At 68.9% G+C, this 19,385-nt stretch carries 19 protein-coding genes; 13 read left to right on the forward strand and 6 right to left on the reverse strand.

All coding sequences use genetic code 11. The features are described from left to right. Positions 1 to 96: 96 nt before the first annotated feature. The gene (locus tag ACIHFD_RS32655) at positions 97 to 681 is read right to left on the reverse strand and encodes a TetR/AcrR family transcriptional regulator (RefSeq protein WP_350732010.1); all 585 of its coding nucleotides are present in this window, start codon (positions 679 to 681) and stop codon (positions 97 to 99) included. 160 nt (positions 682 to 841) lie between these two features. Here ACIHFD_RS32655 and ACIHFD_RS32660 point away from each other — a divergent pair, with 160 nt between their 5' ends. From ACIHFD_RS32660 to ACIHFD_RS32670, 3 genes are all read left to right on the forward strand, one after another. Then, a complete protein-coding gene (locus tag ACIHFD_RS32660) occupies positions 842 to 1,645 on the forward strand; it encodes an alpha/beta fold hydrolase (RefSeq protein WP_397370148.1) in 804 nt (267 codons plus the stop codon). Beyond that, positions 1,599 to 2,060 carry a dihydrofolate reductase family protein gene (locus ACIHFD_RS32665; RefSeq protein WP_397370167.1) on the forward strand — a complete coding sequence of 154 codons (462 nt, stop codon included), beginning with the start codon at positions 1,599 to 1,601 and terminating at the stop codon, positions 2,058 to 2,060. The genes ACIHFD_RS32660 and ACIHFD_RS32665 overlap by 47 nt, the downstream gene beginning before the upstream one ends. 310 nt (positions 2,061 to 2,370) lie before the next feature. After that, positions 2,371 to 4,005 carry a carboxylesterase/lipase family protein gene (locus ACIHFD_RS32670; protein WP_397370150.1) on the forward strand — a complete coding sequence of 545 codons (1,635 nt, stop codon included), beginning with the start codon at positions 2,371 to 2,373 and terminating at the stop codon, positions 4,003 to 4,005. Between the two features lie 217 nt (positions 4,006 to 4,222). Here the strand turns inward: ACIHFD_RS32670 and ACIHFD_RS32675 are convergent, their stop codons facing one another. Next, on the reverse strand, positions 4,223 to 5,359 hold the full coding sequence (locus ACIHFD_RS32675) for a serine hydrolase domain-containing protein (protein ID WP_397370151.1): 1,137 nt from the start codon (positions 5,357 to 5,359) through the stop codon (positions 4,223 to 4,225). A 379-nt stretch (positions 5,360 to 5,738) separates the two neighbouring features. Between ACIHFD_RS32675 and ACIHFD_RS32680 the strand changes: the two genes are divergently transcribed. After that, positions 5,739 to 6,620 (forward strand): sigma-70 family RNA polymerase sigma factor, encoded by an 882-nt coding sequence (locus tag ACIHFD_RS32680; RefSeq protein WP_397370153.1) that lies wholly within the window; start codon positions 5,739 to 5,741, stop codon positions 6,618 to 6,620. Between the two features lie 76 nt (positions 6,621 to 6,696). After that, positions 6,697 to 7,083: a VOC family protein gene (locus tag ACIHFD_RS32685; protein WP_397370154.1), complete on the forward strand. Its 387-nt coding sequence runs from the start codon at positions 6,697 to 6,699 to the stop codon at positions 7,081 to 7,083. A gap of 54 nt (positions 7,084 to 7,137) precedes the next feature. On the opposite strand, the gene ACIHFD_RS32690 is transcribed toward ACIHFD_RS32685, so the two are convergent. After that, positions 7,138 to 7,293 carry a hypothetical protein gene (locus ACIHFD_RS32690; RefSeq protein WP_397370155.1) on the reverse strand — a complete coding sequence of 52 codons (156 nt, stop codon included), beginning with the start codon at positions 7,291 to 7,293 and terminating at the stop codon, positions 7,138 to 7,140. 115 nt (positions 7,294 to 7,408) lie between these two features. Between ACIHFD_RS32690 and ACIHFD_RS32695 the strand changes: the two genes are divergently transcribed. The 7 genes from ACIHFD_RS32695 to ACIHFD_RS32725 all read left to right on the forward strand — a co-directional run bounded on the left by ACIHFD_RS32695 (position 7,409) and on the right by ACIHFD_RS32725 (position 14,338). Continuing rightward, the gene (locus ACIHFD_RS32695; protein WP_397370156.1) at positions 7,409 to 7,645 is read left to right on the forward strand and encodes a Rid family hydrolase; all 237 of its coding nucleotides are present in this window, start codon (positions 7,409 to 7,411) and stop codon (positions 7,643 to 7,645) included. 472 nt (positions 7,646 to 8,117) lie between these two features. Then, on the forward strand, positions 8,118 to 9,113 hold the full coding sequence (locus tag ACIHFD_RS32700; RefSeq protein ID WP_397370157.1) for a GntR family transcriptional regulator: 996 nt from the start codon (positions 8,118 to 8,120) through the stop codon (positions 9,111 to 9,113). Positions 9,114 to 9,145: 32 nt separating this feature from the next. Then, complete coding sequence (locus tag ACIHFD_RS32705; protein WP_397370158.1) at positions 9,146 to 10,414, forward strand: ABC transporter substrate-binding protein; 1,269 nt, start codon at positions 9,146 to 9,148, stop codon at positions 10,412 to 10,414. Continuing rightward, positions 10,411 to 11,295 (forward strand): carbohydrate ABC transporter permease, encoded by an 885-nt coding sequence (locus ACIHFD_RS32710; RefSeq protein ID WP_397370159.1) that lies wholly within the window; start codon positions 10,411 to 10,413, stop codon positions 11,293 to 11,295. The genes ACIHFD_RS32705 and ACIHFD_RS32710 overlap by 4 nt, the downstream gene beginning before the upstream one ends. Further along, the gene (locus tag ACIHFD_RS32715) at positions 11,292 to 12,113 is read left to right on the forward strand and encodes a carbohydrate ABC transporter permease (RefSeq protein WP_397370160.1); all 822 of its coding nucleotides are present in this window, start codon (positions 11,292 to 11,294) and stop codon (positions 12,111 to 12,113) included. Before ACIHFD_RS32710 ends, ACIHFD_RS32715 begins: the two co-directional genes overlap by 4 nt. 18 nt (positions 12,114 to 12,131) lie before the next feature. Continuing rightward, a complete protein-coding gene (locus ACIHFD_RS32720) occupies positions 12,132 to 12,797 on the forward strand; it encodes a gamma-glutamyl-gamma-aminobutyrate hydrolase family protein (protein ID WP_397370161.1) in 666 nt (221 codons plus the stop codon). After that, on the forward strand, positions 12,794 to 14,338 hold the full coding sequence (locus ACIHFD_RS32725) for a hypothetical protein (RefSeq protein ID WP_397370162.1): 1,545 nt from the start codon (positions 12,794 to 12,796) through the stop codon (positions 14,336 to 14,338). The genes ACIHFD_RS32720 and ACIHFD_RS32725 overlap by 4 nt, the downstream gene beginning before the upstream one ends. 112 nt (positions 14,339 to 14,450) lie before the next feature. Here ACIHFD_RS32725 and ACIHFD_RS32730 read toward each other — a convergent pair whose 3' ends face one another. The 3 genes from ACIHFD_RS32730 to ACIHFD_RS32740 form a co-directional block, all read right to left on the reverse strand. Continuing rightward, positions 14,451 to 15,221: a class I SAM-dependent methyltransferase gene (locus ACIHFD_RS32730; RefSeq protein WP_397370163.1), complete on the reverse strand. Its 771-nt coding sequence runs from the start codon at positions 15,219 to 15,221 to the stop codon at positions 14,451 to 14,453. A 390-nt stretch (positions 15,222 to 15,611) separates the two neighbouring features. Next, positions 15,612 to 17,171 (reverse strand): endonuclease/exonuclease/phosphatase family protein, encoded by a 1,560-nt coding sequence (locus ACIHFD_RS32735; protein WP_397370164.1) that lies wholly within the window; start codon positions 17,169 to 17,171, stop codon positions 15,612 to 15,614. Positions 17,172 to 17,485: 314 nt separating this feature from the next. Next, entirely contained in the window at positions 17,486 to 18,517 is a 1,032-nt protein-coding gene (locus tag ACIHFD_RS32740) for an Rv2578c family radical SAM protein (protein WP_397370165.1), read from the reverse strand. Between the two features lie 134 nt (positions 18,518 to 18,651). Here ACIHFD_RS32740 and ACIHFD_RS32745 point away from each other — a divergent pair, with 134 nt between their 5' ends. After that, on the forward strand, positions 18,652 to 18,936 hold the full coding sequence (locus ACIHFD_RS32745) for a DUF3040 domain-containing protein (protein WP_350732026.1): 285 nt from the start codon (positions 18,652 to 18,654) through the stop codon (positions 18,934 to 18,936). Positions 18,937 to 19,385: the final 449 nt, after the last annotated feature.

The raw sequence follows: 19,385 nt of genomic DNA on the forward strand, positions 1-19,385 counted from the left end.
TTGCTTGTAGTGGCTCGACTGATGGCACCCACCAGCCTTGATGGCGATCGCCGGCCCAATTCTGCGGTGCCATAAAAGAACTGGACCGGTGAGGTGCTACCCGGGTGTGCGGTAGGCGGCGAGGAAAACGTGGGCGGCGGCGTCGGCGTAGTGATCGAGCTCGGACGGTGGGAAGCGGATGTCGTCGCCGCAGAACATGACCTTGTTGACCGGGATCGACGAGACGAGCCAGGTGAAGTGATTGGCGGCGAGCACGGGTTCGTCGATCTTCAGCAGTCCGCGGCCTGTCAGTTGCTCGAAGCACGAGGCCAGGGCGGCGTGCACGCGCTCGGGGCCCGCCTCGAAGTAGGCGTGGCCGAGTTTCGGGAAGCGGCCGGCCTCGGCGATGACGAGGCGGCGCACGCGCAGGTGGGACGGTTGTGTGAGGGTGTGGATGAACCGGCGCGCGACCGCCCGCAGGGTGGTCTCGACGTCATCCGTGGTGGCCAGCTCGCCCATGGCGTTCTGGAAGATCTGGTCGATGCCGACGAGGCGATCGAGCACGATCTGCTCGAACAGGCTCTCCTTGGGCCCGAAGTGCTTGTAGATCGTCTGCTTCGACGCCCCCGCCGCGGTGGCGATCTCGTCGGTCTTGGCGCCGACGTAGCCGTCACGGAGGAACACCTCCAGCGCCGCATCCATGATTCGGCGTCGGGTCTGCGCATGTGGGGATGCGGCGTGTGGCATTTCGGTCCTCCTGAGTTCGCGCCGGGCGACCGTTGACATCCTCTCGAAGTGTACCGTACGGTACTGTTCGCTCTAGCGGTACAGTACCGTACGGTACAAGTTGAAGGGAACCAAGATGGGCACTGTTCAGTCCAAGGACGGCACCGAGATCGCCTTCGACGTATGGGGCGACGGCCAACCACTGATCATGATTGACGGGGCCACCGCCCATCGCGCGGTCAACCCGATCAACGCCGAGGCAGGGCAGCTGCTACGCGATGAGTTCCGGGTCTACGCCTACGACCGCCGCGGCCGCGGCGAGAGCACCGACACCGCACCCTACGCGGTGGAGCGCGAGTTCGAGGATCTTGCCGCTCTGATCGACCACGCCGGCGGGTCGGCCATCGTGTTCGGCTGGTCCTCCGGGGCCGTGCTGGCCCTGCACGCCGCGGCCGCCGGCCTGCCGATCACCCGGCTGGCGCTGTTCGAGCCGCCGTTCGTCGTCGACGACAGCCGCCCGCCGCTGCCGGCCGACTACGTCGAGCGGCTCGACGCCTGCGTCGCTGACGGTCGCCCGGGCGACGCGGTGGAGGTGTTCATGACCGCGGCGGTCGGCCTCCCGGCCGAGATGGTCACCGGTATGCGGCAAAGCCCGGTCTGGCCTCCCACGGAGGCCGTCGCGCACACCATCGCCTACGACGGACGGATCATGGGCGCCACCATGTCGGGCGCCCCGCTGCCCCGCGATCGCTGGGCCGCGGTCACCGTACCCGTCCTGGTCATGCACGGCACCGGCACCATGCCGTGGCTGATCACCGGGGCCCGGGCGCTGTCCGATCTCCTGCCCACCGCGACCCTGCGGGCGGTACCCGGCGAGAACCACGGCACCACGGCTGACGTGCTCGCCGCCGCGCTGCGGGAGTTCGCCTACAGCCACTAGACACACCGAAGAAACGCAGACGCCCTACGAGTCCTTCGCCGGCGCCTGGCCCCACTACCAAGGTCCCTTGGCCGACAAGTACAACAGCATGCCGAAGTACGTGCTCTCCAGCACCCTCACCGACCCTGAGTGGAACAACACTCGCGTGATCAAGGGTGACGTGCTCGAGGAGGTGACCAGGCTGAAGGAGGAGGTGGACGGCGAGATCCAGGTGCCCGGCAGCACCCGGCTCGTGCAGGCGCTGATCGCCGGTGACCTCGTCGACGAGATCCGCCTGATGGCCTTCCCGGTCATTCTCGGCACCGGCAGGCGACCGTTCGGGGAGACCACGCGCAAGACGACGTGGCGGCTGACCGAGTCCAAGACGGTCGGCGAAGGCATCCCGATCACGACCTTCCAGCGGGCAGGCGGATAAACCCTGCCGCGTCCGCCGGTGAGGCTCGTCACTTGCGCCAACCGTAGGCCGGGCCCGGCCTGCCTCTGGCGCAGAGGGACGGGAGGGGCGTGACTGTCGCCGGCCGAGCAAAGGCTTTCCATGGCCGGCCAGCAGCGCGAACCTCCGTAGTAGGGCTGACCGGAACACGGCCTGGGGTGCTGCCGGGAGTGTGTCACCAGGTGGTCGGCGCAAAAGTGAACCACGGGCTTTCTTTCTTTTGCATGTGGCAGGAGGAGCGGTGGATCATCTACGCGCAAGGCCGTGGACGTCCAGGAATCGAGGGCGCGGGATGCTCGCGCGAGCCGGCCGGGGCACTCTGGCGGTTGTGGCCGGGCTCGTTCTGTTATGCGGCCCCGCTGCCGCGTGGGCGGCGAACACGGATGAAGCGGGGCAGGGCGCCGTGGTCACGATCGACAGTGGCCAGGTGCGTGGTGTCGTCGCCGGGGATCAGCGATCGTTCCAGGGCATCCCGTTCGCCGCGCCTCCGGTCGGCGACCTGCGGTGGGTCTCGCCGCAGCCGGTCGTACCGTGGGCGGGGGAGCGTGCGACCACGAAGCCGGGCCCCGCGTGCGCGCAGACCGCCGGTGTGCTGGGCGAGAAGCAGAGCACGAGTGAGGACTGCCTGTATTTGAACGTGACCACACCGCGCGGGGTGAAGCGCGGCGAGCCGCTTCCCGTGCTCGTGTGGCTGCACGGTGGCGGCTTCCGGAACGGCTCTGGCGCCATGTACGGCGCGAGCCGGCTGGCCACCAGGGGTGACCTCATGGTCGTCACCGTGAACTACCGGCTCGGCATCTTCGGCTACCTGGCCCATCCTGCCCTGGAGGGAGCGAACGCCGAGAACCTGTCGGGCAACTTCGGCATCGAGGACCAGCAGGCGGCGCTCCGGTGGGTCAGGCGGAACGCCGCCGCGTTCGGCGGCGACCCCCGCAACGTGACCGTGGCCGGCGAGTCGGCCGGAGGTGCGAGCGCCTGCGCACACCTGATCTCGCCGAAGTCGGCCGGGCTGTTCCACCGGGCGATCATCCAGAGCGCGCCGTGCCTGATGACGCGCTGGCCGGCCGGGTGGAGCTGGCTGCCACGGCCGCTCGCGCAGGCGTACCAGCATGGTGAGGCCACGGCCGAGCGGCTCGGCTGCACCGACGCCCGCGCCGGCGCCGTGGCAGCGTGCCTGCGGGCCAGGACCTCGGCGGAGTTGCTGGCTCAAAGCCAGAACGAGTTCGCACCAGTGATCGGCGGGCCGCTGCTACCGCTGGAACCGGCCGAGGCCCTCGCCGAAGGACGGTTCAACCGGGTGCCGGTGATGCACGGTGTCACCCGCGACGAGCATGTCACCTTCAACCAGGAGATGGCGGGCGCGCCACCGCTCACTGACGCGGGGTACGTCCAGCAGATCAACGCCTTCTTCGGCGAACGGGCCGCCAAGGTGCTGGCCCGCTATCCGCTGGACAAGTACGGCGAACCTGGTACGAGCCGTGCGGGCCTCGCCATGCAGTCCGTTATGACCGATCACCTCTGGGCGAGTCCGGCAACCGAGACCAACCGCCTGCTCGCCGCCCGCGTGCCGACATACGCCTACGAGTTCGCGGACCGATGGGCCCCCTGGGTGAGCAGCACTCCGGTCGTGCCGAGCTTCCCCACCGGCGCCTTCCACGCCTCCGAGCTGCAGTACCTTTTCGAGGCCGATTACTTCGCCGGCCGGACGTTGTCACCGGCTCAGTCACGGTTGTCCGGCACGATGATCGACTACTGGAGCCGTTTCGCCCACCACGGCGATCCCAACGGAACCGCGACACCGCCCTGGCCCGCCGTACGCGCCGGGCAGGACGACGTCCAGCGACTCGCCCCCGGCGCGTCCGGCATCCGCCCGGTGAACCTGTGCCGGGAGCATCAGTGCCGCTTCTGGCAGTCCCTGGACAGGTGACTGAGCAACAGCTCCTGAGTCGAGTTCTCGGGAGCTTCCCCCGAAGCCCGGTAGTTGGCGTTCTCCGGCCTTGTCTGCTCACCGGCTGCCTGGATCGTGCGCGGGTGCGTGTTCTGTACGAAGAAGTCCCACTGGCCCTGCAACCGCTCGCCCGCACGCGTAGTCGTCCGGAATGGCCGCGAGCGCGTGCGCGGCGTCGTACGCATGATCAGCACGCCTAGCAGAGAGCGTGGTCGATCAGGGAGGCCGAGGCCTTGATCTGGGGAAGTGGGTCCTGATCAGGGCGGAGTGCGCTGGAGTACGCCACGGAGGCGACGCGGCGGCCGTCGGCGGTGACGGCGTTGTCGCTGATGGCGTTCCACCCGCCCCCGCCGTGGAACCAGACCCACCCGCCGCACGGCAGCCGCCGCTTCATGATCCCCAGACCGTACCCGGCATCGCGCCAGAAGGCCCGGAACGGAGTGGCCGGCACGGTCTTCGTCATCTCCGCCAGTTCGCTCGGGCGCAGTAGCCTGCCCCCGAGCAGCGCGCTGAAGAACCGGTTGACGTCGTCCGGCGTGCTGACCAGCGAATGATCGGTCCCGCCCGGGAAATACGTCGTCACGTCCGCCATCGGCCCATCCGCCGTGAACCGCTTGTACGTCGTCATGCGCGGCTGCGGCAGGAACGGCGATGTACCCGGCGCGTAGGTGTGCCGCAATCCCAGCGGCTCGATCACGCGCTCCAGGAGCTGCTGCTGCCAAGGGGTGCCAGTCACCTTCTCAATGATCATACCCACCAGGACGTAGTTGGTGTTGGAGTACGCCCAGCCCTTGCCCGGCTCGAACGCCGGTTTGTGCCGCATGGCCATCGCCACGAACTCTTCGGGCCGGTAGACGCGGAACCGCTCGCGCCGGAATCCTGACTCGCTGGTCGCTCGCTCCAGCGGGACGTCATCGGCATACTCCGGCAGACCGCTGGTCTGCCCGAGCAACTGCCGTACCGTGATCTTCGCCCCGTCGTTGCCGTTGCCCTCCACCAGTCCAGGCAGCCATCGCTCGACGGTGTCGTCCAGCCGCAGCTTGCCCTCACCCACGAGCTGCAGCGCGATCGCCGCCACGAACGTCTTGGTGGTGCTGCCGATCCGATAGTACGCATTCCACGGGACGGGCTCGCCGGTCGTCAGGTCGGCCACGCCGCTGCGGGCGGCCGAGGTGCCTCCTGGGGTCGTGGCCGCGGCCAGGACGCCGGTGGCCCCGGTGGCCTTGAGCGCGTCGGCATCGCGCTGAAGCTGCTTGGGCTGGTCGGCGGCCCAGGCCGGGGTCGCGATGGCGATGCTGGTAAGGGCCGCTGCGGTGACGAGCTTGATGTTCATGATCCCCAGCCTTCCGTCGAGGGGCGGGTTCCGCCATGAGGGATCCCCCGGTCTGATCCCTGGCCCACCCTCGGCCGAACCGGGGGTTCGAGCGCATCAAATCCCACGCCGGCGGCCACGGATCAGCACACGCAAGGTCCAATTGCCGACCTCTCGCCATAACGAGCGACTCCCCGATGGTGGTGGTCGGACAGGGCAGCTGGAGGTCCGGGCCATGACTGAGGTTGATCAAGGGGACGTGTTCACGCGTCAGGGTCCTCTCCGTTGAGCCGGCCCAGTCGCGCCCTCGGGACTGCGATCTTCTTGCCTGTCGCGAGGTCACATTCGCGATGTTCAGTCGGTCAGTGCTGTAACACGAACGGACGAACGGGTGGGGCGGATGGACGACAATCAGTGGTTGGCGGAGCGATTTGAGGCGCATCGCGCCCAGCTCAAAGCTGTGGCGTATCGGATGCTCGGATCGGTGAGTGAGGCCGACGATGCCGTCCAGGAGGCGTGGATCCGGCTGAGCCGCTCGGACGCCGGTGAGATCGGGAACCTCGGCGGATGGCTGACGACGGCGGTGGCGCGCGTCTCGCTGAATATGCTGCACGCACGTCGAACGCGACGCGAGGAGTCTCTGGACGCCGTGCACATACCGGAGCCGATCGTCGACCGCGTCGATGGCACCGACCCCGAGCATGAGGCGCTGCTGGCCGACTCGATGGGCCTGGCCCTGCTGGTCGTGCTGGAGAAGCTGAGCCCGGCCGAGCGGCTTGCCTTCGTGCTGCACGACATGTTCGCGGTGCCCTTCGACCAGATCGCGCCGATCGTCGACCGTTCCCCGGAGGCGGCACGCCAGCTCGCCAGCCGCGCGCGCCGCCGCGTGCGCGTTGAGGAGACGGTCCCCGACTGCGATCCCCGGGCTCAACGCGAGGTCGTCGAGGCATTCCTGGTGGCCGCGCGTGAGGGGGACTTCGACCGACTGGTCTGCGTGCTGCACCCGGACGCGGTGCTCAGAGCCGACGTCGGTCCCGCCCCTGGGTCGGGCGAGGTCCGCGGAGCAGAGGCGATCGCTCGCCAGGCGGTGACCTTCTCGCGGCTCGGCCTGGCCATTGAGCTGGCGCTGATCAACGGCGCGGTCGGGGTGGTCACCAGGCGGGACGGTGAGCCCGAGTCGGTCGCCGGATTCACCGTCAGGGGCGGCAGGATCGCCACGATCGACATTCTCGCCGACCCCGAGCGCCTCCGCCGCCTCGACATGACTCCGCTCGACTGGTGACCCGGAGGCCGGTGGTCACATTCGCTCGTCGCCATCGGTCATACCGGTAACGACCACGAACCCAGGAGGGACAACGATGCTGAAAGAAATCGCGTATGCGACGGTGTTCGTCAGCGACCAGGACAAGGCGCTCGACTTCTACACCAACGTGCTTGACTTCGAGCAGCGGTTCGACAATCCGACGCCCGACGGACCACGGTTCCTCACGGTCGGTCTCCCCGGGCAAAAGTTCCAGCTGGTTCTGTGGCCGGGGACACCCGGGCAGGCCCAGCCGCTCAAGAGCCACACCCCGGGGGCGTACACCATCGACACCGGAGACTTCCAGAAGGCATACCAGACGCTGAAGTCGCGCGGCGTGCAGTTCGATACCGAGGTGCTCGAGTACCCGTGGGGCTGTCTCGCGGTCTTCCAGGATCCCGACGGCAACCGGCTGCAACTGCGCGAGGTGCGGGTAGGCCGCTAGTTACCAGCCCGTCGTCGATCGAAACAGACGCCCGAGCCCAGGCTCGGGTGTCTTTCACATCGGCCGACCCTCCAGTTTCGTCGCCAGTAAGGCGGCGCTGCGGGGATCGGCCCGCTCGGTCTCACCACTGGTGACAGGCTGGACGACCTCGCCCGGCACGGCGTGGGAAACCCACTGCACCTGGAGCAGCTCAGTCAACCTGCTGGACACCGGAAGCGGGATGGATTTGCCTCGAAAAATCGGGCGGCGGATGCAGGGGGCCACTGGAGCAGTTGTCGCACTTGGTGTTGCCGCTCATTGGTGATCTAGCGTAGTGGAGGGGCAGATGCGGCGGAATGTGTCGTCGGGCGGGCCGTTCGAGGACGTGTACGGCTACAACCGAGCCGTCCGAATCGCAGACCAAGTGCATGTCACCGACATTGCTGACGCAGAGCTGGTGGCCAGGGCGCACCGCGAAGTATTCGGGGAGGTACGGCCGGCGGCTACCTTGGTTGAGGTATCAGGGCTGCTCGACCCTCGAATGAAAGTGGAGATCGAGGTATACGCGGTCGAGCCGAACTGAGCCGGCGCAATCCGGGGCAGATCGAGTAGTGGTTGGGCCGGTGGCGGCGCGGCTCGCGCATCGGTCGCAGCAGGTCCGCGCCAGCGGACCGCCTGCTCCTACGATCACCGAACAACTCGGCATTCGCCCTGCCGACCACCCATCCCGATCGCCTGGACGACAACGCCGAGCTGCGGAACATAGCGCTCGGCGTGGCCCAGCGGATTGAAGCTGGGGTTGGACCGGGTGTCGTTGCCGGTGCTCGCGACCCTCCGACTGGGCCTGCTCGCTGCGCGCGGGTTGAACGGAGGGAACAGGCCGCCGGGATGTCGCCGCATTCTGCCGGCCAGTCCCACAGGCGGGCGGCCGTGCTCCGGGTGAGGATGGCGTGGCCAGGTGCGGGGGAAGTCGGCGACGTGCTGGCGGTGCTGCCGGCGCCGTCTCATCAGGTGATCGTTGACAGGTGAACTGTTCTACTGTTGTATAACACTCCATGACCGACGTTGAGCTCGGAAGACGGCTCCGCATCGATCCCGATTCGGGCATCCCGATCTGGGTTCAGCTGCGGACTCAGCTCGAATACATCATCGCCACGGGCGAACTGCAGCCGGGGACGAACCTCCCGGCCGTGCGCGTCCTGGCGCAGCGGCTCGGTGTGGCCGTCGACACCGTGCGCCAGGCGTACGACGGGCTGGCGCAGGCCGGGTTCGCCGAGACCCGCCAGGGCGTCGGCACCCGCGTGACCCAGCCCGACAGGTCCGCCGCCCCCGGCGGCGGACCCTGGGACCTGCGGCAGGTCGCCAAGGTCGACGGCACCCTGATCGCGCTCCTCGCCGACGCGGTCCCCCCTGCCGTCGCGGGCCAGGTGGTACGCCAGCGCCTGGCCATGCTCGACCTGGGGCTGCGGGTGTCGTTCGTCGGAGTCCACGCCTCGGCCGAGCGGTACGCGGCCACCCTGACGGCCCGGCTGCCCGACGGTCTCGGAGCCATCGAGGCCCTGGACATCGAGGACTTCCGCCGGGTGGGCGCCAAAGACGTCACCCACGTGATCAGCCTGGTCTTCCACGTCAGGGAGGTCGAGGAGCGGTTGGCCGACGAGCCCGTACGGGTGCTGCCCCTCACCTCCGAGCTGGACACCGAGGTGTTCGACCGGATCCGCCGCTTCGGCCCGAAAGACCGGCTGGTCCTGGTCGCCAGGCCCGCCACCCGCCCCAGCTACGAGGCCCTGATCCAGGAGCGGCACCCCGGCATGCCGCCCATGGACTTCGTCGCCGACGATGACGAGGACGCGCTGCTGCGCGCCCTGCCGCAGACCCGTACCGTCCTGCACACCAGCACCGCCGCCGCCATGGTGCGGCGCGTCGCTCCGCGGGCCGAGCTCGTCGAGCTGCGGCACGCCCCGAGCGAACGCTCACTCAACCAAGTCCTCGACACGCTGCGCACCGACTGGGAGCTCCTGCTCCGGCTCCAGCGCGCCACCGTCACCTGAGATCACCACCGCAGCTCTTGAAAGGCCCCCACATGCTGCGTTCCCGCCTGGCGCTGCTCGCCTCCGCGGCTCTCCTGCTCACCGGCTGCTCCTCGGGCGGACAGGCCGGCGATCCCGACAAGATCACCCTGACCATCGCCTGGTGGGGCAACCCCGCCCGCACCAAGGCGACCAACGCCGCGATCGACCTTTTCAGGAAGAAGCACCCGAACATCGAGGTGAAGGTCCGCCCGTCAGCCTTCCCCGGCTACTACGACAAGCTCAACACCGAGTTCGCCTCCGGTGCGGCGCCTGACGTCTTCCAGGACGACCAGGTGCGCACGTACGCGGCCAAGGGGCTGTTGCTCGACCTCGGCGCGTACAAGGATGTTCTGCGCACCGACGAGCTGGGGGCGGAGTTCCTCGCCCAGGGCACGATCGACGGCAAGCTGATGGACGTGCCTGCGGGCACCAGCCCGATGGCCCTGGTCTACCAGCCGGCACTGCTGAAAGGCGCGGGAATGGCCGCCCCCTCGGCCGAGACGAGCTGGCAGGACTTCGCGGCCCAGGCCACCAAGCTGGCCACCGCGCTGCCGAAGGGCACCTGGGCGCTGGCCGACAGCAGTGCCCAGCACAACCACCTGCAGGTGTTCCTTCGCCAGAAGGGCAAGGACTGGTTCTCGGCAAAGGCCAACGCGCTCGGCTTCACCAAGGAGGACCTGGCCGAGTGGTGGACGCTCTGGGCCGATCTGCGTGCCAAGGGCGTGGTCCCGCCCGCCGACGTCACCACCGGCTCGGCCGGCGGCGACGTGTCCCAGGACCCGGTGGCCGCCAAGAAGGTCGCCATGAGCGTGTACGGCACCAGCGTCAGCCTCCCGAGCGAGGACTGGGCGTACGGCCCGCTCCCCGGCGAGGCCGGACGGCCCGGCGTCCACCTGATGCGTTCGGTGAGCTGGGCGGTCAACGCCAAGACCGAACATCCGCGCGAGGCCGTGCAACTGCTGGACTTCCTGCTCAACGACCCGGAGGCGGGCAAGGCCCTGGGCCTGTCGCGTGGCGTGCCGCCGAACTCCGCCATTGCCGCATCCTTGCTGCCCGCACTCGGCCCGCAGGACAAGCAGATCGCCGAGTACGTCGAACACCTGCGCAAGCCCGGCAACAGCGGTCAGGCCCCCGCCCCCGACCCGGCGGGCGGCAAGGAGGTCCGCTCCGACCTGCTCACCCGGCACACCCAGGACGTCTGGTTCGGCAAGGCGAGCGTCGAGCAGGCCGCCGCGGCGTTCTTCGAGGACGCCGGCAAGGTGCTGGGACGAGCCAGTTGATCAAGCGCGACGCGGCGGCCTACGCGTTCCTCGTCCCGTGGGCCGCCGGACTGATCCTGCTCGTCGTGGCGCCGCTCGGCTGGTCGCTGTACCTGTCGTTCACCGACTACGACCTGCTGTCCACCCCGGAGTGGGTCGGGTTCGGCAACTACCTGGAGCTGTTCACCGAGGACGACCGGTTCCTGCACTCGATCCTCATCACCGGCGGGTACGTGCTGGTCGCGGTCCCCCTGCAACTCGCCGCGGCGCTGGCCGCCGCACTGCTGCTGGTCAAGGAGCGCCGGGGCAAGGGGCTCTACCGCTCGCTGTTCTACCTGCCCTCTCTGCTGGCCGCCAGCGTGGCGGTGTCCATCACGTGGCGGGCCATGTTCGACTACGGCGGCCCGGTCAACGGCGTGCTCGGCTGGTTCGGGGTGGACGAGCGTTCCTGGATCAACGACCCCTCGACGGTGATCTGGACGATCGTCGCGCTGGAGGTGTGGCGCTTCGGCGCTCCGATGGTCATCTTCCTGGCCGGGCTCAAGCAGATCCCCGGCGAGCTGTACGAGGCCGCCGCGCTCGACGGCGCGGGCCGGCTGCGCAAGTTCGTCAGCGTCACCGTGCCGATGCTCAGCCCGATCGTCTTCTTCAATCTGCTGCTGGGCATCATCGGAGCGTTCCAGACCTTCGCCCCGGCCCAGCTCGTCGGCGACGGCAACGGCGGCCCGGCCGACTCCACGCTCTTCTACGCCCTCAATCTCTACCAGCAGGGCTTCGACCACCACCGCATGGGCTACGCCTCGGCCATGGCCTGGCTCATGCTGATCGCGCTGGCGGTCGTCGCGGCCCTGCTGTTCCGCAGCTCGCGCCGCTGGGTCCACTACGGGGACGACACCACATGAACAACCGCCTCGCCCATGTCGCGATCGTCGCGACCCTCGTGCTCATGCTCTATCCGCTGGTCTGGATGGTCATGACGGCGTTCAAGTCCACGGCCGAGATCGCGCAGAACGCCTCCCTCCTGCCCACCGACCCCACGTTCGACAACTTCGTGCAGGGGTGGGCGGGCGGTGGCGTGGAATCGTTCGGCACCTACCTGCGCAACTCGACGGTCATCGCCCTCCTGGCCGTCGCCGGGAACGTGATCTCGTGCTCGCTGGCCGCCTACGCTTTCGCGCGGCTCAGCTTCCGCGGCAGGACCGTGTGCTTCGCGCTCACCATCGGCATGCTGCTGCTGCCCAAGGACGTGCTGCTGATCCCGCAGTACTCCATCTTCCACGCGCTCGGCTGGGTGGACAGCCCGCTGCCGCTGATCGTGCCGTACTTCCTGGCCATGGACGCCTTCTTCGTCTTCCTCAACGTGCAGTTCCTGCGCGGACTGCCACGCGAGCTGGACGAGGCGGCGGCCGTGGACGGCTGCGGGCCGTTCCGCAGGTACTGGCACATCACCCTGCCGCTGATCAAACCCGCGCTGGCCACCACGGCGATCTTCACCTTCATCTGGACCTGGAACGACTACCTGCCGCAGCTGATCTACCTCAACAGCGCGGAGAAGTTCACCCTGCCCGTCGGCCTGCGCATGTTCCTTGACGCCACCGCGGGTTCCGACCTCGGGCCGATGACCGCGATGTCCGTGGTCTCGCTGCTGCCGCTGTTCCTCCTGTTCGTGTTCTTCCAACGCCGGCTGGTGCAGGGCATCGCCACCACCGGCCTCAAATGACCCACGGAGCTGACCTACTTGATCATCATCACCGCCGGAGACCATACGCCTGCCGCGCCCTACGAGCTGGCCGTCGAGCACAGCGGAGGCCTGCCGCGCATGATCACCCCTGCGCATGACACGCTCGACCTGCCCGCCGAGGCCACCGCGCTGATCCTGGCCGGCGGCGCCTCGGTCGAGCCCGCCCGCTACGAGTCGCCCGTCGAGGACGGCGTGACCGTCAAGCTCGACCTGGAACGTGACCGGCTGGAGTGGGCCATGCTCGACCAGGCGCTCGACCGCGGCCTGCCGGTGCTGGCGATCTGCCGCGGGCTGCAGCTCGTCAACGTCTACTTCGGCGGCGAACTGCACCAGGACCTCACGCGAACGCCGTACGCCGACGACCACCGCCCCGACGCGCCACGCACCCACCTCGCCCACACGGTCACCGCCAAGGGCGGACGGCTCGGCGAGTTGTTCGGCGCGGACGAGTTCGGCGTCAACAGCATCCACAAGCAGGGCGTCAAGCTCCTCGGCCAGGGCCTGGACGCCACCGTGTTCAGCGGCGACGGCCTCATCGAGGGCCTGGAGCACACCGGGCACGGCATCCTGGCCGTCCAATGGCACCCCGAAGAGCTCATCCACACCAACCCCCAGTCCTGTGTGCTGTTCACCGACCTCCTCGAAAGGGCCGCACGCGCGTGAAGAAACCCCTGATGGCCACCGCCGCGGCGCTGGTCACCGTCCTGGCCTGCACCCCGCCCGCGCACGCCTCCAGCTCCGCCATCGCGACCGGCATGTCCACCGTGGACGGCCGCCCGGTCGTCTGGAAGAACCGCGACCACTGGTCCACGCCCGACGGATGGAAGGTCGTCCCCTACCACCAGCCGGCCGACGGCAGCAGCTTCGGCAGCGGTGACCGCTACACCTCCCGCTACGGCTACACCGGGGTCAGCGCGCTCGGCTCCTCCGGCGTGGACCCCATCACCGGCGCGGCCATCCCGTGGGCGGGCGCCAACGACCGCGGCCTCGGCCTGGTGCAGGTCGCCGGCCACACCCTCACCTCCGCCTTCGCCTCCGACCGCGGCTTCCCCGTCTCCCAGGACCTGACCAAGGGCATGACCGGCGGCTACCTCAACCACCTGGTGCTCTCGCGCGCCGAACACGTCGACCAGGTGGAGCAGCTGCTGCGCGACACCAACGGCGGCGGCGGCTTCAACGGCAGCACCAGCCGCAACACCTCCACGATCATCAGCGTCTTCGACCGGTGGGGCAACGCCGCCGTGTTCGAGATCGACGGCGACAGCTTCACCCGCGACAACATCACCTCCGAGTATGTCCAGGACGCCGACGGCAACTACGCGGCCCCGCACACCGACGACAAGGACGCCGCCAACCCGGCCGACGGCGCGTACTCGGGCTACGACTGGCGCAACAACTTCAGCAAGGTCCAGTGGACCAAGCCCAGCGGGTTCCCGTACTTCGTGGACGACCAGACCACGACCGTGGAGAACGACACCGTCGTCAACAACGGCGACACGCCGGACGGCGTGCACGACTGGGAGGACTCCACCAGCGCCGTCATGCGCCACACCCGCACGGGCATCCGCATGGACGACGCGCACAAGAAGGACTACCGCTACTTCATCCAGAAGGAGGTCCGCTCGGGCGGCCTCGGCACGCAGTGGTCGATCGAGTCCCTGGCCAAGAACATCGGTGACCTGCCCGCCGCCGACAAGTCCACCGGTTACCACGTCAACCGCTTCGTCTCCACCTTCGGCACGGTGATCACCGGCTCGAAGATCGGTGACCCGTACGAGGGCAAGCTCACCACGATGTGGGTGGCCCTCGGCGAGCCCACAGTCAGCGTGTTCGTCCCGCTCTTCCCGTACGCGGGCACCACCCCGGCCGAACTCGCCGACATGTACCTGGCCACCAACGCCAAGCGCCACCTCGTCTACGACTACACCGACGACGACTCGTGCGGCTACAGCTGCGGTCGCAACGCCGACCACTCCATCAACACGGCGGCCCTGGCCGGCGGATACTACGGCGAGGGCGGCATCCAGAAGTACGCCTTCGGGATCGAGAACTGGGCCTTCGACCGGTACGACGCCTTCATCGCCGACCTGCGTACGGGCACCCGCACGCCGGCGCAGCTCAAGACCGACCTGGCCGCCTGGCAGCAGTCGATCGCGCAGACCGTGAAGACCCACTACATCAACGGCACGATCCCCACGTCCTGACTCCTCACATGCCGCGGCCCCTCCGGATCGCGGGACAGAGCCGCCGGCGCGGCTCGTACCCGGTGAGCGGCTCGTCGACGGGCTCGCGCGGCCGCGTCAGCCTCGCTGAGGCTCACGTCGCCGGGACCGCCAGGGTGAGTAGATCGCAGTCTTCCTCGACCGGGCCGGTGCCGGGATGCGCGGCGAGGTCCGCGTCCATGGTGGCGAATCCTTCGGCGATTTCCTGCTCCGTCATGTGGTCGAAGACCGAGCTGGCGCGCAGCCGCAGTCGTGCGGCGTAGTCGGCGTGACTGGCTGCCAGCCGGTGCCGGATCGAGGTGAGGGCGACAGGGCGCAAGTCGACCGTGGCGAAGGCGTCCACCACTCCGGCAACCGTGGGGAAGAGCTCTTCCTCGATGGCCCGGGCCCGTGGGAACCAGCGGTGCCACAGCGGGTCGGGCATCCGGTCGGCGAAGGCGTTGCGGATGAGCAGCCGACCACCTGGGGCCAGCACGCGGGAGATCTCCGGGGCCGCCGCGGGCAGGTCCTGGATGTGGTGGATCACCAGGTAGAGGAGGATCAGGTCGCAGTGGTCGTCCGGCAGCGGGATCTGCTCGGCGGAGCCCTGGAGATAGGTGACCGACGGGTGAGCGGCGGTGTTCGCGGCCACCTGACGCATCCGGGCGGAGGGTTCAACGCCGTACACCGGGCCGCCGAAGGTGTCGGCCAGGGCCGGGGAGAACCGGCCGGTGCCGCTGCCCAGGTCCAGGACCGTCAGCGGTCGCCGGGGAGGCGAGTGCCGGGCGAATTCCGACATCCAGGCGGCGACGACGTCGAGGGGCAGCGCTCGACCGCGCACGTACACCAGGTGCTGGCGGTCGTCGTAGTTGATGCGCTTCAGCACACTGCCGAATCTACCCCGGTCGCCGCCCAGGACGATTCCCGGGCGCTGGGGATCCGCGTGTCCTGGCCGGCATCTTCCATCCCGTCTCAGACAACCTCGCGAGAGGCTGCACGAACTAAATTTGTTCAATCCTGCGACTTGTCAGGAGGAAGCCGTGGCAACGCCACCGGATGCGGTCAGCGGAGCCCACGCCTTGATCAGAGTCGGCCATAGCGGGGAGGCCGCCGAAGTCCTGCGCCCTGGTTGCGCGAGGTGGTGTCCGATCTGCCCGAGCCTGTCATGCCGGCCGGGCAGCCCGTGGTGTCGGGGTCGGTGGTCGAGCGTTACGGCTACAACGCGACCGGTACGGACCGCTGACTCCGTACCGGTCGCTTCTCCCCGCTTGGGCGGTCAGAGCCGGGACGTGCGGAACGTGGTGAGTACGGCGGCGTGGTCCGAGGACCAGGCGTTGCCGCGGTGGTTGGGAACGGCCGTCGGCGTGCCCTCGACCAGGGCGCTGGAGCCGGTCACTCGGAGCGGGCCCGCGTAGTAGACGAAGTCGATCCGGTCCTGCGGCTCGGGCTCTCCCTTGTGCGGGTCGTACCCGTAACCGCCGGTGAACACCGGATAGATCGGCGACCAGGTGATGCCCGGCGCGGTCACCGGGTTCGGGTGCGCCACCCGGTAGGAGTCCCGCAGCCCCGCCTGCGCGGGCAGCACCGAGGTCGGCCACGGGACCGTGGTGTACCCGCACCGGCGCGTGTCCTTGGTCCAGTCCAGATGGGACGGGGCGTTGAAGTCGCCCGTCAGCAGCACCGGCGTACGCCGCGCCGCGGCCAGGTCCGGTGCCATCTCGCTCAAGACGGCCTGGATCTGGGGCGTGCGCCCCGAGCGCTCCTCGTTGGCCAGCAGCTGTTCCTGCGTCAGCTTGCCGAAGCACGTGTCGTACGGGCCGTACGGGTTGTAGCCGAGGTGGACGTTCCACACCACGACGTCCTGGCGCTCGCCGATCCGTACCCGGACCTTCGTCGCCACCGACAGCGGGCCGCTGTCCACCGGCGCCTTGCGTTCGGTGATCGGGTAACGGCTGATCACGCCGATGTCGGTGCCCGACTGGTGATAGTCCCAGCCCAGCGCTTCGGCCAGCTCGCGGGTGGAGACGGCCGAGGTCTCCTGGAGACCCACGACGTCCACATCGGACCGGAGCAGGAACCGCAGCTCCTTCTCCCGGCCGTCGTCGACCTGGCTGCCGCTGTGCCACAGGTTGAAGCTCATCGCCTTGAGCTCGGGCACCAGGTCCTGGCCCGGACGGCGGACGTCGATGCCGACCGTCGCCGTGCTGGCCTCGGCGCGCGCGTTGCGGACCTCGACCCGCAGGGGCTCCGGACGCAGCGAGTCGCGCAGGCGCGGCGTCCCGGTGACCTCGCCGTCGGCCGACACGCTGATCCACCGCGGCCCGCTGACCTTGCGGAAGGTGAGCCCGTCGGTGTCCCCCCGTACCAGACCTCCCACCCTCGCCTGGTACGGGGTGAGGGCGCGGGCGTTGCGCAACTTGAAGGCGTCGGTGATGAAGTGCAGCGGCGCGTCGCTCGTGATCCGGACCTTCACCGGCGCGGCGAGCCACTGGTAGCCGTCCTGCGCCAGAGCGAAGACGATGTAGTTGCCCGGCTCCAGCCCGTCGGTCGGCAGGGTGGCCGCACCGCTTTCCCCGGCGATGTACGTCCAGCGCACCGACGGCCCGACGAACTTCTCGTCCACCGGGCCGTCACCCGGGTCGGTGTAGAGGCCGAGCCAGTTGGTCGGATCGGGGCGGGGCGTGGTGTAGGACGCCTTGATCGGCTCGCCACGGCGCACGGTGGACGAAGCGAGCGTCAGCGCGCCGTCCGGGGCAGCGGACACCGACGCTGACGCCGGGACCGCGCCAGCGGACAGGACGAGCATCGCCGCGACGAGCGACTTGAGCCAACGCATCAGCGCCTCCTTGATCTGCACCAAGCAGCGTCGGCCGGGCCGGTGACGATCATGTAAACGGGCAGTGGCAAACCGCTGGCGGCCTGTGGAAACCCTGGGCCGCGATGCCGTTGTGCGCCGATCAAGGTCTGGTGCCCCGTCCGGCGAGACCTTGATCAACAGGAAGCTCGCGCTCCACACGACGGCGAGAGCCACGAATTACGCACCGACCGAACCGGCACACGCCGTCGAGTCCGTCAACGTCACTTCCTGCGCCGGCCCATGATCGCGTACGGGATCGGCGCGGCGAGGGCCGTGATGGTGTCGCGAGGAGCTCAGAGCAGGCGTAGCTGCTCCGGCTCGTCCGCGACCAGCGCGGGCCGGGGTGGGAGACGGCGGGCCATGGCCGCGGTGGCGCGGCCCACGCCGTGGCGCTTGGCCAGCTCCTTGACCAGGCCCGTCACCCGCTCCTGGTACGCCTTGGGCGCGTACGCGCCGCGCCCGTACAGCTCCAGATAGCGCGGCACCAGGCGCGGATGCTCGCGCGACAGCCACCCCAGCCACCACTCCCGCGCCCCCGGCCGCAGGTGGAGCACGATGGGGGCGAGGTGGGTGGCGCCGGAGGCGGCGATCTCCTTGACGGTGGTCTCCAGCTGGGTGGGGGAGTCGGTGAGGAACGGGAGGATCGGGGCCATCAGGACACCGCACGCGATCCCGTTGTCGTTGAGCGTCGCGCACACCTCGAGGCGCCTGCGCGGGTTGGGGGTGCCCGGCTCCACCGCGCGCCACGCCTCCGGGTCGACGAAGCCGACGGACACGCTGGTGCTCACGTCCGCGACGTCCGCGGCCTCCGTCAGCAGGTCGAGGTCCCGCAGGATCAGCGTGCCCTTGGTGAGGATCGAGAACGGGTTTCGCGCGTCGCGCAACGCGGCCAGGATGCCGCGCATCAGCTTGTAGCGGCCCTCCGCGCGCTGGTAGCAGTCGACGTTGGTGCCCATGGCCACGTGGTGGCCGCTCCAGCGCGGCGAGGCCAGCTCCTTGCGGGCCAGCTCGGCGGCGTTGACCTTGACGACGATCTTCGAGTCGAAGTCCGCCCCGGCATCAAAATCTAGATATTCATGCGTTTTTCGGGCAAAACAGTAAATACAGCGATGCGTGCACCCGCGGTAGGGGTTGATCGTGTACTCGAACGGGACCCGGCGGGCCCCCGGAACCCGGTTGATGATGGATCTGGCCCGGATCTCATAGAAGGTCATCCCCCTGAACTCGGGCGTGTCGAAGGTGCGGGTGACCGCGCCGCGAGCGAACAGCGGCACGGCCGGATCGTCCTGACCGGGCCCGGCCAGGCGCAGGTTGTCCCAGCGCATGCCATGATTAGAACAAGAGTTCGAGCATGATCGCAAACTGAAAAGAGGTTGCAATTACCTGGTCAGGCGGGGGCTAATGATCTTCAGGGTTGGGCAGAAAGACGTCGCAGAGCTTGCGTTCGGGAGGTGCGCCTATGGCCTGGTCGCAGGACGAGGAGCGGATGCTGGCCCAGATTGAGCAGCACCTCGTCGCCGACGATCCGCGACTCGTCGCACGACTGGAGTCGTTCAACGAGCGGGTGCGTCGCAGCGAGGCGAAGGCCAAGGGGCAACCGGGCCGCCGGAGGCGGCCACGCCGCTCGACGGTCATCATCCTGATCAGCTGGCTGCTCATAGCCACGCTGGTCGCCACGCTCCTGATCATGGTGCTTCGCCACGAGGCCGCCGGCGCGCTCGCCTTGGCCGCCGCCACTTTCTAGCCGCCCCTTCACGGATCGGCGCCTTCCGGGTCCGCATGAACCCCCTCCCACACGCTGCGTCACCGGTCGTTCTCGGCCTGTTCATGCCGCGTTCCCGGGGTCGTCGTCGATCCGTTCCGAGCGGCGGGTCGATCGTCAGCGATCTGAACAGGCAAGGTGACCGAACGACTTGCGGTGCCGGCACAGGTGAACCGGCCGCTGCCACCAAGCCACTCAAGCTGGTGCGGGCAACCCTGACGCCACTGGCGAGGGTCAGTCGCCGGCCTCGCCCTGAACGCACGTAAGAGGCCCGCCGGATGTCAGTGGCGGCGTCAGGACGGCGACGGCCCGGTATCAGAGCGGTCGGCGATCGTAGGGGCATCGAAAGAAACGCCGCACAAGGAGCACACGATGCAGAAGTTCGACACCCCCGCCCCGATCGCCGCCGTCCTGCACATCCCCGCGGGACG

It is taken from the genome of Nonomuraea sp. NPDC051941 (genome assembly GCF_044593615.1).